Origin of the sequence: Paenalkalicoccus suaedae, assembly GCF_006965545.2 — a bacterium.
Lineage (GTDB): Bacteria > Bacillota > Bacilli > Bacillales > Salisediminibacteriaceae > Paenalkalicoccus > Paenalkalicoccus suaedae.
Map to the genome: position 1 here is coordinate 1,550,913 of NZ_CP041372.2, position 13,918 is coordinate 1,564,830.

Genomic DNA, 13,918 nt, shown 5'->3' on the forward strand with positions numbered 1-13,918 from the left:
GTCATGGATAAAATTCGAGTGTTAATAGCTAAACCTGGTTTAGATGGTCACGATCGAGGTGCGCTCGTCATTTCTCAAGCGCTTCGTGATGCGGGGATGGAGGTTATTTATACAGGGCTAAGGCAAAGTCCTGCACAAATTGTGCAGGCGGCGATTCAAGAGGATGTTGACGTGATTGGGTTATCCAGTTTGTCCGGAGCGCACAATGTGCTTTTCCCCCAAGTTATTGCAAAGCTTAAGGAGCAGGGGGCAGATGATATTTTATTAATCGGTGGAGGGGTGATCCCGCAAGAGGATATTATACAGCTTGAGCAGGATGGGATAGCTAAAATATTTACCCCAGGGACATCTACAAAGCTGATAGCATCATACATTACCCGAGAGATCCAGGAGCGCCGCGGGAAAGAGGTAGCGCCAAAGCTTGCTCCAAAGGGAGTCGACCACATTGGTATTGCCACCTATTCGATTGAGGAGACTGCTGCATTTTATCTCAATCACTTTGCCTTAGCGGTCGAAAAGATTGTAGAAGTACCTTCGCAAGGTGTCCGAGTGGCCTTCATCCCGCTCTCAAATGTGACGCTTGAGCTCTTAGAGCCGTTAGATGAGAGTAGTCCTATCCACTCGTTTTTAACGAAGAGAGGGCAAGGAGTTCATCATTTGGCACTTCAAGTGTACTCTATTGAGTCTAGGCTAAAAGAGCTTGAAGAAGAGGGCGTTAAACTGATTGATAAAGAGCCAAAACCAGGAGCTTCTGGTCATCCTATCGCTTTTTTACATCCAAGCACAACGCAAGGGACGTTAATTGAACTGATTGAGCGAGGGGAGGGCGATTAAATGGATATGTACGAAAAGTTAACGGAGCTATATGAGAAACGACGCGCAGTCGAGCTAGGTGGCGGGGATGCGAGACGTGATAAACAGCACGCGAAAGGAAAGCTTACGGCACGTGAGCGAATAGATTTACTCGTAGATGAAGATTCCTTCGTTGAGCTTCAGCCCTTTATCGAGCATCGCTTTAATGAGCCTGGCATGGAAAAAGGATCCGCACCTGGTGAAGGAGTTGTAACGGGATATGGACTCGTGAACGGAAGGAAAATATTCCTGTTCGCACAAGACTTCACGGTTTACGGAGGGGCATTGGGAGAAATGCATGCGAAAAAAATCGCGAATGTGATGGATCTCGCCGTGAAAAATAAAGCACCTTTTATTGGGCTAAATGATTCAGGTGGCGCGAGAATTCAAGAAGGCGTATTATCCTTAGATGGATACGGACAAATCTTTTATCGTAACGCAATTTATTCTGGCGTCATTCCGCAGATTTCCGTTATATTAGGTCCTTGTGCAGGAGGCGCGGTCTATTCACCAGCTATCACAGATTTTGTGTTTATGGTTGAGAATACAAGTCAAATGTTCATCACTGGACCTAAAGTGGTTGAATCTGTGACTGGTGTTACGTTAACCTCAGAGGAGCTCGGTGGAGCCGAGGTACACAGTTCCAAAAGTGGCAATGCGCATTTCACTTACAAAACAGAAGAGGAGACCTTGCAGCATGTCAGACACTTACTCTCTTATCTGCCTCAGCATGAAGGAGAGAAGCCGCCGAAAAAGGCTCATTATCAAAACGATGACCTTCCAGATATTTTAGATGATTTTCCGATTGATCCTTCTAAGCCTTATGACGTGAGGAAAATCATACAGACTGTTTGTGACATGGACTCCTTTTTTGAAGTACATGAGAAATTTGCTCGTAATGCGGTTGTTGGATTCGCTAGACTGAACGGACGCTCAATCGGAATTATTGCAAACCAGCCAAAAGTCATGGCCGGCGGACTAGATATTGATTCTTCCGATAAAATATCACGTTTTATTCGCTTTTGTGACAGCTTTCAAATCCCGCTACTTACGTTTGAAGACGTGACAGGGTTTTTACCAGGAGTACAGCAGGAGCATGGAGGGATTATCCGACATGGTGCTAAGATTCTCTATGCTTATTCGGAAGCAACGGTGCCTAAAATCACGGTTATTACACGAAAAGCTTACGGCGGAGCTTACGTAGCATTAAACAGTAAGTCCATCGGAGCGGACATCGTTTACGCTTGGCCAAATGCGGAGATTGCCGTCATGGGTCCTCATGGAGCAGCCAATATTATTTTCCACCGCGAGATCGCTGAGAGTGACAATCCAGAAGCTACGCGTGCGGAAAAAATTGAGCTTTATCGCGAAAAGTTTGCTAACCCCTATATCGCCGCAGCAAATGGCATGGTCGATGACGTGATTGATCCAAGAGAGACAAGGATAAAGCTGATCCAAAGCTTTGATATGCTTGAAAACAAAGAGGAAGTTAGACCGAAAAAGAAGCACGGCAATATCCCTCTTTAAAGTATGGTACAATTTAAATCGAATGTACTGCCTGGAGGGATTAAGATGACACAGAGAGTCGTAGACACATTTTTAGAATTAGTAAAAATTGATTCAGAAACAAAATTTGAGCGAGAGATCGCTGACTTTTTAACTAAAAAGCTAACAGATTTAGATGTTGAAGTTAAAGAGGACGATAGCGCAAAAGAAACAGGACACGCAGCAGGCAACCTTATTTGTACCGTTCCTGGAAACACAGACGCACCTACTATTTATTTCACATGTCATATGGATACGGTTGTACCAGGGCTTGGCGTAAAGCCTGAGATCCGTGACGGCTATATTTATTCGGATGGAACGACCGTTTTAGGAGCGGATGATAAGGCTGGAATAGCAGCGCTAATAGATGCTATCGCTACCATGAAAGAGCAGGATGTCAAGCACGGCGATATTCAGCTCATTATTACTGCTGGCGAGGAATCCGGTCTAAGAGGTGCAAGAGCGCTAGACCCTAGCGAACTGAAAGCAGAGTTTGGCTATGCGTTAGACAGTGATGGGCCAGTAGGAACAATCATTACTGCAGCTCCAAACCAGTCAAAAGTAAATGCTATTATTCGTGGTAAAAAAGCGCACGCTGGTGTAGCTCCTGAAAAGGGTGTCTCTGCTATTACCGTAGCATCTAAGGCAATTGCCAATATGCCCCTTGGTCGTATTGATGAGGAGACAACTGCCAATATTGGACGTTTTGAGGGCGGCTCACAAACGAATATCGTATGTGACTACGTCGAAATCACAGCGGAAGCTAGATCGTTAGTAAAAGAAAAAATGGTTGCCCAAACAGACGCGATGGTGAAAGCGTATGAAGAAGCTGCGGCTGAAATGGGTGCTAAGGCTGAAGTAGAAGTAAACGTTGTTTATCCGGGCTTTAAACAAACGGAAGAGGACCACGTTGTGCAGGTTGCAACTCGTGCTGCTAAAGAAATTGGTCGGGAAGTAACGTACAAACATAGCGGCGGTGGAAGTGATGCGAATATCATTGCAGGTCATGGTATTCCAACTGTAAATTTAGGTGTAGGCTATGAAGAGATTCATACAACGTCTGAACGAATTGCTATAAAAGAATTAAGTGCTCTATCAGAGCTAGTCGTTGCTTTAGTGAAAGAAGCTACGAAATAAAAAAGAGGGAAGGATTTGCGAATAGCTCGCAATCCTTCCCTTTTTACGAAAAAAAGCCTACTGCAGAATTGTAGCAGGCTCAGTAGTTCCGAACTCTATTGACTCTAAAATTGTTTCTTCAGAATAACCAATCCGAAAGGATAGCTGTCTAATCGTAGGTGAGGGCCATTCTTTTTGAGCATGATCTCGTACAATTTCTAAGACGAGATAGAGAACGCTACTATGAAATGAGAACGTTTCTTGGAAGTCTGGCATTAGCTTCGACCACCTTTCACCTATTTATTCGTTCATTATAACACAGATTGCGACAAAAACCAAAAGAACTGGTAAAAAAAGAGAATTAAAACGTATTTGCTGTCGTCACTGTCGATTTCCATGTTAAAATAGAGAATATACGTTTGGTAGGGGGGAGAGCGATGGCAAGAATTATTTTTCATGTGGATATGAATAGTTTTTATGCGTCGGTTGAAGTGGCAGATGATCCTAGCCTGCGAAATAAGCCACTTGCTATCGCTGGAAATGCGAAACAACGTCGTGGAATTGTGGTAACGGCAAGCTACGAAGCGCGCGCCGAAGGTGTTAAACCACCAATGCCTCTATGGGAGGCATTAAGACATTGTCGCGATCTTATTGTTCGAGAGCCGCGTTTTTATCGCTATAAAGAAAAGTCACAGGCTATGTTTGCGATACTACGAGAATACACACCGCTTGTTGAACCAGTTTCCATTGATGAAGGGTACATGGATGTCACTAGTGTCGTCGAAGGCGTTGATGCTGTCGCATTAGCGGAGCATATCCAAACAAGACTCGTAAAAGAGCTGTCCCTTCCTTCTAGTATAGGGATTGCGCCCAATAAATTTTTGGCAAAGATGGCTAGTGATATGAAAAAGCCAATGGGTATCACGGTACTTCGTAAAAGGGATTTACCTACTAAGATGTGGCCATTAAAAGCGATTGAATTACACGGGATAGGTAAAAAAACGGCGGAACGATTAGAGGCAAACGGACTTCATACGATTCAGGATATTGTAGATTCTGACCCTGACGAGCTATCGCGCTTATTTGGTGTTAGTGGAAGACGTATGCATGAGAAGTCTCGTGGGATTGATCACCGACCTGTTGATCCAGACTCGATTCATCACTTTAAAAGTATCGGTCACTCAACGACACTTGCTAAAGACGCAAAAGATGTAGCAACCGTTTTACCCATTTTCCGTCACATGACAGAAAAGGTCGTAACGCGCTTAAAGCAAAAGAAAGTGTATACGCAAACGATTCAAATTACGATCCGCTACAGTAGCTTTCGGACCATACAGCGATCGAAGCAATTAGCTCATGCGACAGATGATCAAGCCGTTATTTTTAATGAGGCGAAACGATTGTTTGAGGAGGCATGGAATGGAGACGCAGTAAGGCTTGTAGGGGTGACGGCTCAAGAGCTTGTCCCAGTTGGGTTAGCGAGAAAACAGCTAAACTTGTTCTCGTATGAAGAAGATTCGAAGGCTTATGAGATGGAGCAGCTTTTATCTAGCTTAAACAAGAAATTTGGATCGAAGGCAATACGAAAAGGCTTTGTTCAGGAAAAAGAGGATTTATAGTAAACATTACACAAGAAAAGACCGATATAAGTAGTACGATTTTGGATCTGTAAAGGAGTGCTACCTATCATGCAAGTAAATCCATCTCAGCAGCACGTAAAACAAGATATACCTTCTCAGCCCATTCGTGAAGGGGAGACGGCTCGAGCACAAATTACTTCACGTATTTCGGATAGAGAAGCAATGGTTATGATACGAGGGCAAGAGGTGAAGGCAACGTTTGAAGGTCGAGTACCTGATCGATCGGTCATTCACGTTGAGGTACAAGGCAAGACAGACGACGGGATCCGAGTGAAAGAGGTTACTAGGCAAACGGGACAAGACCGACAAGCTGGTGTACCCACAGCGCAAGACGCGCGAAGTGTGCTTCGTGATCTCGGAATAAAAGAACCATCCAGAGAAATGCTTGCTCATACAGATAAGCTCATGCAGCGCGGAGTTACGCTAACTCGCGATACAGCACGTGAGCTTCTTTCGTATGTAAACTCTGAGAAGGGCACAGAGCGCGAGCGGGCGCAGACGATTACAATGCTCGCTCATAAACGGTTAGAGCCTACTGCGAGTCAGATTCGAAGCGTGCATGAGGCACTGCATCATTCCTCGTATAAATCACAGATAACGCAAGCTCAAGGAAGAGAAACACCTTCGAGAGAACAGGTAGAGAGAGAGATACGGAACATCCAAGATCGCGTCACGATGGGTAGACCTGTAACAAAAGAAGTTCAGGCAGTGAAAGAGCGCATTCAAACATTGCCTGTACAAGCGGACAGACAGGAGATGTCACGTGTCCTCTCTAAAGTGGAAGAAGCAGTAAATCGGCAAGTGGAAAGCCAACCAGCTACATCCAATCGGTCTTCGGAAGCAGTAGCTAGTCGGCAAGTTTTAACGACTAAAGAGCAGACAGCAGAAGCAGTACGACAGGTTATAGCGGCAATGCAATCTGGGACAAACGTGAGAGCCGCTATCGAGCAACTTCAAGCAACTGTTCAGTCTGACGAGGCACTCTCAAAAGAAGTCAATCAAGCATTAAGGTCTATGTTGACGCTACAAGCTAAGCAGGGGAAAGAGGTGGCCGTAGCTTCGATGCGTGATTTACTTGTCTCGCTATCACCAATGCCAACGAAAGAAACGATGCAAACGATGACAGAGCTTCTCACTAAGGAGCCAAACATAAAAGAAGCAATTCGAGCCGTATCTGAGCAGATGACTTCAATGCCTAGAGAGATTGCCCAAAAATGGGATGACGCGGTTCGAGCAGCTACAACAAAACTAGATGCTGGACGAGAGCTCGGCGCTAGACAAATTCTAACTGATTCGCTTCAACAGCTGTCGCAAACGTTATTAGATCCAGCTCAAGCTAGGATGGCAGAGTTAGAGCAGTTTGTAAAAAATGATGTACTCTCTCCTTTAAGTCTTCAGTCCAAGCAACTGTTAATTACGGAAGTAACGGAGCGTCTTGCTCTTGCAACGGATCAGTTTAAAGCATTCCAGCGAGATGTTGTGAATCAGCTTCAGCGAGTTGAACAACTAGTTGCGCAGTTCAAGCAACAGGCACTCCCTCAAGCAAAGCCAATGCTTGAGAATGTCATCAAGCAATTGGATCGTGCTATTACGAAGAGTGATTGGCTCCTTCATGCGAATATGAAGCAGGAGCGTCAGCTCTTAGGCGCGAGTGCAAAGCTTAATGAAGCCCATAAACTTCTTTCTAGAGGAAACATGGCAGAAGCTACTGCAATAGTGAAGGAAGTAAAGCGAACGCTTCAAGAGATTCGTTTTCAACCAACAAAAGAACGAGTACAGCACGTTGTGCAAAACATGGAGACAAAAGCGAATGTGCATCGACCTAGTCAGCAGCTTGACTATGTCGCCAGAACGCTTACTTATAACGATCATTCTCCAAGGCAAGTGTTAGATGGGATAAGAGGTCTTGGATTAAATAGAGAGTCAGAGCTCGCGCAACAGCTTGTAAATGGGAAACCTATAACAGAATCCCAACAGCGTGACTTAAAGTCATTACTGATGAAGCTTGGTGGCGATGAAGAAGGAAAAGCGCAACAAACGATGCAAAATCTAACCGGACAGCAGCTTTTAAGTAAACAAGAAACAACCCCTTCCCAACAAATGCATGTCTTCCATCTACCTATGCAATTAAAGGGTGAGTTGGAGGATTTACAAGTATTTGTGAATTCCCGTAACAATGGGGAAGAGGTCGATTGGGAGAACTGTCAGCTCTATTTTCATATCGAAACGAAGGGGTTAGGCCCTTTAGGAATTGCGCTCCATGTCGCTGATCGAAATTTACAGGTAACGCTGAAAAATGATACAGAGGGGTTTGGAGCAAAGGTGGAGCCACTCACGGAGAAGTATTTAGAGCAACTAAAAGAGGTTGGCTATAACGTGTCAGGTGTGACGACGAAGGCTCTCACGGAAGCGCAACAATCGGAGCAGGTCGAAGCAAACGAACGACTAGCGCCGATCATGACGGAGAAAGGATTTGATTATAAAATATGATGATCCAAAAGCATTTTAATCAAGTGAACCGTCGGATTAAAAATGGTCCGTCGGCAGCTGTTTTACGCTACGATGAGGCGAACGGCGAGGAGCCTAAAATTGTAGCCGCTGGCAAAGGCTATGTCGCAGAGCGGATCTTAGAGCTCGCTAAAGAGAACAATATCCATCTCGAGGAGGATGCGCTTCTTTTAGAAAATCTTATTGATCTCGACTTAGGTGAAAATATTCCTCCGCAGCTTTATGCAGTTATTGCAGAAATTTTATTATTAATTGAAGAAATTGAGAGAAATTATTAACAAATGTGAGCGTGGAGCCGATATTGTAAGTAGAGACAAAAGGACAGGACCGAGACACGGAGGTCAAGTGGAATGTTCGTGGAGGTGAAAAGCATTGATTACAAAAGAGGCATTACATAAAAAGTCATCACAAGAGCTAACAGCCCTTTTATACGAGGCGTGCTTAGATCACCTGGAGACTGCTAAAGAAGCAATCACTCAAAAAGACTATGTCGTCGTAAATGAGAAGCTTCAAAAAGCGATTGATATTTTGCACCGATTAGGCGCAGGAATCAACTACGAGGCAGGTATTGTAGCGGATCAGCTAGACGCGTTATATAACTACATGGCGGATAGACTTGTTGTTGCGAACTATGAGAAAAGCATTGAAATAATTGATGAAGTAATTAAGCCATTAGAAGAGCTTGCTGTTGCATGGCAAAAAGCAATGGTAACAAATAGCGACGCACAGTCGAAATCGTTAAAGCGCCAAGCGTCTGCATACGAACAAAGTATGATGTACGAATAATCCCTTGAAGGAGTGTTTTTTAACATGAAAATTAACAATAATATTCAGGCACTAAACGCATACCGTAACCTATACCAAAATCAGCAGGCAACATCTAAAAACTTAGAAAAGCTATCATCTGGTCTTCGCATTAACCGTGCAGCAGACGATGCAGCTGGACTTGCAATCTCTGAAAAAATGCGTTCTCAAATCCGTGGTCTTAAAATGGCAGAGCGTAATGCAATGGACGCAATCTCTCTTATGCAAACTTCTGAGGGTGCGATGCAGGAAGTTCACGAGATGCTTCAACGTATGCGTGAATTAGCAGTACAAGGAGCTAACGATACAAACACAGATCAAGACCGTGAAGAGATCCAAAAAGAAATTGATCAGCTATTAACGGAAATTGATAGCGTTGCTGAAAAGACAGAGTTCAATACGCGTAAGCTTTTAAATGGTGAGAGTGCGGTGTTGACTACATATAACGAAGGTAAAAATGTTTCTAATATTGTTGGAGAACCAACAGTAGTGAATCCTAATGTGCGTTCTGGTGATTATGGACTTTCAACATCTGGTCTAGAATTTGTACGTGAGATTAAACAACCAGCAGCTGGTTTAGGTAAAGATGCAGCTATTGCATTTGCTGATCCAAGTGCAGGTAATCAACTAGGTACTTATACAATTAACGTTCGTAGCTATAACGAAAACGCTGATACTGGCGTACGTAGTGCGACGATTGAAGTAATTGGTCCAGACGGCTTACCGAAGGATGAGCGTATTGCTGTTGAAGTAGGACAAGCTGGAGATACAGTAGAAATTGGTGGACTAAGCATTCCATTAGAAAGCATTGATAAATCAGGTACGGTGAAAGTTTCACTTGAAGTGAAAGCTAACTTTGCAGTATGGCAAGGTAGTGAGACAAATGATACATTCCGTCCAGTAGACTTTGATAAAGAACTTACTACTGTGAATGGTAAAGTAACGCACGGTGGAATGGAGTTTAAGTTTGATAGTTCGATTCAGGAGTCACTTGGGTATCTAGACGGGTTTAAACAGGATACACTGGATGAGGCTTTAGGACTTATTAATGCTGCTACAGATACATCTACTTTAGGTATAGCAATCATTGATGGATCCGAAGAAGACATTGTTTTAGCATTAGAAGCCGATGTTTTAAGCGAATATAATACTCAAACAGGAATGACTGTAGCGACTTATGGAGATTTACCAGCTGACTTAAGAGCAGGGGTAAATCTAATTGCTAAGCAGATTGCAACAGCTGTTCAATCTGTTCCAACTGAGCCTGCACCTGCAGATGCTGACCTATTAGCTGCAGGTAAGACTGCAATTGCTAACTTTAATACTTCGACACCTCAAACAGAATTCTCTGTAATCAACAACGCTCTTGCGTTCCAAATTGGGCCTAACACGAACCAAAACGTGATGATCGATGTTCCTGAGCTTAACATTGTGGAGCTTGGAATAGATCAAATTCGTGTGACGACTCAAACGGAAGCAAACGATGCGATCTTTGCTTTAGACAGCGCGATTCAACAGGTATCTTCTATTCGAGCAAAGCTTGGGGCTGTTCAAAACCGTATGGAGCATACGATTAACAACCTTCAGGTAACGCATGAAAACTTAACAAGCTCAGAGTCTCGTATTCGTGATGCTGATATGGCGCTTGAGATGACGGAGTTTACACGTAACAATATCCTTAATCAGTCTGCAACAGCAATGCTTGCTCAGGCAAACCAGCTTCCTCAAGGCGTTCTGCAGCTACTTCAATAAATGGTTAAAAACGTGTCTCGGCAAAATCTTGCCGAGACATTCTTTATTCAGCGGTTTTACCGAATTTTCCTTTAATAAGCTTGGAAATACCCGTATAATGAAAATAGTGGGGAGGCAGGTAATATGGAAGTCAATCGCGTCACACGGGCTGGGCTTGCTCGTCAGGAGTCGAAGCAACAGCCGACTGAGGCAAAGGTTACGTTTAAGGAAATTATGCAGCAGGGGCGCAACAACGCACAGTATGAGCGTCTTGGGCAGCTGTTAGAAAAGATAGATGATCAAGGGAAAGTGTTGTATGAGTCTAGAACGGTCGATGAGCTAAGAAAGTACAAGCAGCTTGTGAAAGACTTTATGGATGATGCGGTTAAGCTTGGTCTGAACTTAGAGGAGAATAAAGGCTTCAATCGTCGCGGACGAACGAAGGTATATAAAATTGTTCGTGAAGTGGACAGTAAGTTAATTGATTTGACCAATGCCGTTCTGCATGAACAGAAAAAAAGTCTAGATATTTTAAATATGGTCGGCGAGATCCGTGGCCTACTAGTTAATATTTATGCGTAAAACCTCCAGGTATGGGGGTTTTTTTAAGGGTGTGGTGTCTTTCATTGGGTTATAAGCACACGTACATATTGAAAGGTGTTTTCAGGATAAGTAAGTAGGATAACTGAATGATGTCACTTTGTCATAACCTAGCTTTGTATTCGGATAATCAAACGGGATTTCCGGATAACTGAGGCCGATAACCGGATAATCGAGCTAAGTTTTCGGTTAATTTAGAGTCGAAAGCGGTTAATCGAGTTAGACTTTCGGTTAATTCAAGGACGAGAGCGGTTAATTGAGTCGAGTTTCCGGTTGATTGAGGGTAGTAAACGGAAAACCAAGGCACGTTTCGGGAAAACGGAGAGACGCGAACGGAAAACCAAGGCACGTTTCGGGAAAACTGCACGCCGCAATCAAAAACTGAACTACCAACTAACCATTTACCCTGTAACAAAACATCACAATTACAATCGAATTAGTTCCATTTTCAAGCATCTTCCATTATGATTAATGGAAGCAATTGATGGAGAGGGTGAACGTCATGTTTTCAGGTACCTTTTATTTTAAAACAGAAATCAACAAACCGATTAAAGATGTTTGGGAGTTTTTCCAAACGAACGAGAATCTTGTAGCTATTACGGGGTTTCCTAAAATAACGCTGTTAGGGGATAAAGATGTATTTGAAGGTTCTCACGTGCATTTGAAGATGGACTTCTTTCTTGTCAAGTTAGATTGGCAAGGAGAAATTACGAAGGTAGTTCCGGAAGCCTACTTTATGGATGAAGGGAAAAAGCTACCATTTCCGTTCAAAGAGTGGCGACATGTGCATGCGTTTAAGGAGCTTTCTCCTTCTAAAACGAAGATGATTGATCGCGTTGAATTCTCTTCATATGTGCCTGCGCCGCTTATTAAAGCGATGCTCATTGGCATGTTCTCAGACCGAAAGCGTCAGTTGAAAAAGTACTTATAAGCACACCAAAAAGGCTAGTGGGTCACTCCGCTAGCCTTTTACAAAACAATAGCTACTGTCTACGCAGATCATGTAAGAAGCCATTTAAGTGGGCGAGCACTTTGCTTCTAGGGATAATTCCTTCAAAAATTCCATTCTCATCTTCTACACACACAAATGGGTATTGGATAAGCAACGTCATTAACCGCTCAAAGCTAGCTGACTTATGGATAGAAACATGGTCGTTATTCATAATGTCGGAGACAAGCCATGTAGCGAGCTTTTCAGGCTCCATTCTTTCTATACCTAAAATAGAATCTAGTATTTGTGCTTTACTTATTAATCCATTTAGCTTATTATCCATTCCAAGTACAGGAATCGCGGTGTAACCAGACTTAACTAGAACGAGTAGGGCATGTTCAAGCGAATTTTCTGGTTGTACACATGCGACTTGTTCAGCAGGAATAATAAAGGCTGTGATTGAACCACTAAGTACATCTTGCTCTTGTGCATTGGGCATCACGTTATACACATCCTGTCTAAAAATTAGGAGCATCTAGATAGAGGCTCCATATTTAATGGTAGTCGTCCTGGTTGAGATTGTCAAACCAAGACTTGTTAATTCGGAAGGAGACGTTTTCATGATTTGGCAAACGGAAGAAGCTTTACTAACACTAGCTATAGAGCTATGTGCGTGTAAAAGTATAAATAGCACAGATGGTGAAAAAGAGATTATTGAGTTCATACATAAAAAGCTCGCCGCACTTCCTTATTTCCACAAAAATGAAGATTATATGCATGTTTTTTTAACGGAAGACAAAAGAATTGGTTGCTCGGTATATATTCCGGGCCGAACGTCTGAGACAATCGTGTTTTCTGGTCATGTCGATGTCGTTCCTGTCGAAGATTTCGGTGAGCATGCATCTATGGCCTTTCAACCAATCGAATGGACAGAAAAGGTAAAACAATTGCGGCTAACTGAGTACGTAAAAAAGGATAGCGAATCGAACGACTATTTGTTTGGCAGAGGTACAATGGATATGCTCTCTTCTATTGCTATGTGTATGCAGTTAATTGAGTTTGCCGCTGAAGAAGGTTTGCACCACTCCTTAGTGATGCTGTTTGTTCCTGACGAAGAGGGTGTCTCTCAAGGCATGAGGCAGGGAGTGAAAGAGCTCTCGCGTGTTCAGGATACATTCAACCTCTCCTATAAGCTTTTTTGGAATACAGAGCCTACATTTCCTCAAGCTCCTACGGACAACGCCCACAGGATCTACTCAGGCTCTGCTGGGAAGCTGTTAGCTGGTGTGATGAGCGTTGGAGTAGAGGCGCACGTGGCAGATCAGAATGCCAGTGTTAATGCTGCACTCATGCAATCATTTGTTACAAAGAATTTAGAGCTTAACGAAGCTTTTTCCGAAACAGTAGAAGGCGAAAAAACAGCACCTCCGAGCACGTTGTTTCAACGTGATCATAAATCGGAATACTCTGTTCAAACTCCAGCTACGTCCTCTGGACTCTATAATATATTAACAATGGAGCGGACTCCGTTACAAATCACAACTGCATTAAGAGAACTCCTAAACGCATGTGCGAAAGAGGTAGGTGAGTTTTATCACGACCGATTTTCGTTTCAAGTCTACACCGTACAAGAGCTCTACGAACATGCATATACCAAATTTGGCGATGAATTTTTAGAACGCATTTCATCTGTACAAGTTGATCCAACTGATATGCTTCACTCAACAAGCTCTTACCTTTTAACTCTTATCGAATTTGCAAAGGATTTAGCACCTTTCTATGTCCTTTATTATTGTCCACCTTTCTATCCGGCGGTAAAAAGCAGAGAGGACGCTTTACTTAATACAGTAAGAGAAAAGCTTGCTTCGAAATTGCGAAAAGCAAATGAACGTGTCATCACCCAATCTTATTTCCCAGGACTTTCTGATATGAGCTACATAGGATTGCAAATAGAGGAATCAGAGCTTCGTGTTCTAAAGGATAATACCCCGCTCTGGGACAACGGGTATTCATTACCCTTCTCTGAGATGAAAAAAATCGAGATGCCTGTATTAAACTATGGCACGTTCGGTCGAGATGCGCATCAGTGGACAGAAAGAGTGCACATAGATAGATCGTATCGAATTGCTCCTACTATCATAAAAGAAGTTTTGAAAGAGTTTTAATCGATAAAAAAGCTGCCCCGTTTTAC

13 protein-coding genes are annotated in these 13,918 nt (G+C 43.2%); 11 read left to right on the forward strand and 2 right to left on the reverse strand.

Annotated elements, in window-relative coordinates:
• The first annotated feature begins 3 nt into the window (after positions 1–3).
• Genes mce through FLK61_RS08410 form a run of 3 tightly spaced genes read left to right on the forward strand, consistent with a single transcriptional unit; the run spans position 4 to position 3,534 of the window.
• Entirely contained in the window at positions 4–834 is an 831-nt protein-coding gene (gene mce, locus FLK61_RS08400) for a methylmalonyl-CoA epimerase (RefSeq protein WP_176009025.1), read from the forward strand.
• Positions 835–2,379, forward strand: a complete 1,545-nt coding sequence (locus FLK61_RS08405; RefSeq protein ID WP_176009026.1) for an acyl-CoA carboxylase subunit beta — start codon at positions 835–837, stop codon at positions 2,377–2,379.
• A 45-nt stretch (positions 2,380–2,424) separates the two neighbouring features.
• Positions 2,425–3,534: a M20/M25/M40 family metallo-hydrolase gene (locus FLK61_RS08410; protein ID WP_430708801.1), complete on the forward strand. Its 1,110-nt coding sequence runs from the start codon at positions 2,425–2,427 to the stop codon at positions 3,532–3,534.
• Between the two features lie 57 nt (positions 3,535–3,591).
• On the opposite strand, the gene FLK61_RS08415 is transcribed toward FLK61_RS08410, so the two are convergent.
• Positions 3,592–3,789 (reverse strand): hypothetical protein, encoded by a 198-nt coding sequence (locus FLK61_RS08415; RefSeq protein ID WP_176009027.1) that lies wholly within the window; start codon positions 3,787–3,789, stop codon positions 3,592–3,594.
• A 161-nt stretch (positions 3,790–3,950) separates the two neighbouring features.
• Here FLK61_RS08415 and FLK61_RS08420 point away from each other — a divergent pair, with 161 nt between their 5' ends.
• The 7 genes from FLK61_RS08420 (at position 3,951) to FLK61_RS08450 (ending at position 11,727) form a co-directional block, all read left to right on the forward strand.
• Positions 3,951–5,132, forward strand: a complete 1,182-nt coding sequence (locus FLK61_RS08420) for a DNA polymerase IV (RefSeq protein WP_176009028.1) — start codon at positions 3,951–3,953, stop codon at positions 5,130–5,132.
• A 69-nt stretch (positions 5,133–5,201) separates the two neighbouring features.
• On the forward strand, positions 5,202–7,643 hold the full coding sequence (locus FLK61_RS08425; protein ID WP_176009029.1) for a hypothetical protein: 2,442 nt from the start codon (positions 5,202–5,204) through the stop codon (positions 7,641–7,643).
• Positions 7,640–7,939 (forward strand): EscU/YscU/HrcU family type III secretion system export apparatus switch protein, encoded by a 300-nt coding sequence (locus FLK61_RS08430; RefSeq protein ID WP_176009030.1) that lies wholly within the window; start codon positions 7,640–7,642, stop codon positions 7,937–7,939. Before FLK61_RS08425 ends, FLK61_RS08430 begins: the two co-directional genes overlap by 4 nt.
• 94 nt (positions 7,940–8,033) lie before the next feature.
• Positions 8,034–8,447: a flagellar export chaperone FliS gene (gene fliS / locus FLK61_RS08435; RefSeq protein WP_176009031.1), complete on the forward strand. Its 414-nt coding sequence runs from the start codon at positions 8,034–8,036 to the stop codon at positions 8,445–8,447.
• A gap of 24 nt (positions 8,448–8,471) precedes the next feature.
• The gene (locus FLK61_RS08440; protein WP_176009032.1) at positions 8,472–10,217 is read left to right on the forward strand and encodes a flagellin N-terminal helical domain-containing protein; all 1,746 of its coding nucleotides are present in this window, start codon (positions 8,472–8,474) and stop codon (positions 10,215–10,217) included.
• 123 nt (positions 10,218–10,340) lie between these two features.
• Positions 10,341–10,778 (forward strand): YaaR family protein, encoded by a 438-nt coding sequence (locus FLK61_RS08445; protein ID WP_176009033.1) that lies wholly within the window; start codon positions 10,341–10,343, stop codon positions 10,776–10,778.
• Positions 10,779–11,298: 520 nt separating this feature from the next.
• Positions 11,299–11,727, forward strand: a complete 429-nt coding sequence (locus tag FLK61_RS08450; protein ID WP_176009034.1) for an SRPBCC family protein — start codon at positions 11,299–11,301, stop codon at positions 11,725–11,727.
• A gap of 52 nt (positions 11,728–11,779) precedes the next feature.
• On the opposite strand, the gene cbpB is transcribed toward FLK61_RS08450, so the two are convergent.
• On the reverse strand, positions 11,780–12,262 hold the full coding sequence (cbpB, locus tag FLK61_RS08455; RefSeq protein ID WP_249777702.1) for a cyclic-di-AMP-binding protein CbpB: 483 nt from the start codon (positions 12,260–12,262) through the stop codon (positions 11,780–11,782).
• A gap of 85 nt (positions 12,263–12,347) precedes the next feature.
• On the opposite strand from cbpB, the gene FLK61_RS08460 reads away from it, so the two are divergent.
• Complete coding sequence (locus tag FLK61_RS08460; protein WP_176009035.1) at positions 12,348–13,892, forward strand: M20/M25/M40 family metallo-hydrolase; 1,545 nt, start codon at positions 12,348–12,350, stop codon at positions 13,890–13,892.
• Positions 13,893–13,918 lie beyond the last annotated feature (26 nt).

Coding starts and splice junctions, on each gene's coding strand:
- mce (WP_176009025.1), top strand. CDS start 4: ATGGATAAAATTCGAGTGTTAATAGCTAAACCTGGTTTAGATGGTCAC.
- FLK61_RS08405 (WP_176009026.1), top strand. CDS start 835: ATGGATATGTACGAAAAGTTAACGGAGCTATATGAGAAACGACGCGCA.
- FLK61_RS08410 (WP_430708801.1), top strand. CDS start 2,425: ATGACACAGAGAGTCGTAGACACATTTTTAGAATTAGTAAAAATTGAT.
- FLK61_RS08415 (WP_176009027.1), bottom strand. CDS start 3,789: ATGCCAGACTTCCAAGAAACGTTCTCATTTCATAGTAGCGTTCTCTAT.
- FLK61_RS08420 (WP_176009028.1), top strand. CDS start 3,951: ATGGCAAGAATTATTTTTCATGTGGATATGAATAGTTTTTATGCGTCG.
- FLK61_RS08425 (WP_176009029.1), top strand. CDS start 5,202: ATGCAAGTAAATCCATCTCAGCAGCACGTAAAACAAGATATACCTTCT.
- FLK61_RS08430 (WP_176009030.1), top strand. CDS start 7,640: ATGATGATCCAAAAGCATTTTAATCAAGTGAACCGTCGGATTAAAAAT.
- FLK61_RS08440 (WP_176009032.1), top strand. CDS start 8,472: ATGAAAATTAACAATAATATTCAGGCACTAAACGCATACCGTAACCTA.
- FLK61_RS08445 (WP_176009033.1), top strand. CDS start 10,341: ATGGAAGTCAATCGCGTCACACGGGCTGGGCTTGCTCGTCAGGAGTCG.
- FLK61_RS08450 (WP_176009034.1), top strand. CDS start 11,299: ATGTTTTCAGGTACCTTTTATTTTAAAACAGAAATCAACAAACCGATT.
- cbpB (WP_249777702.1), bottom strand. CDS start 12,262: ATGCTCCTAATTTTTAGACAGGATGTGTATAACGTGATGCCCAATGCA.
- FLK61_RS08460 (WP_176009035.1), top strand. CDS start 12,348: ATGATTTGGCAAACGGAAGAAGCTTTACTAACACTAGCTATAGAGCTA.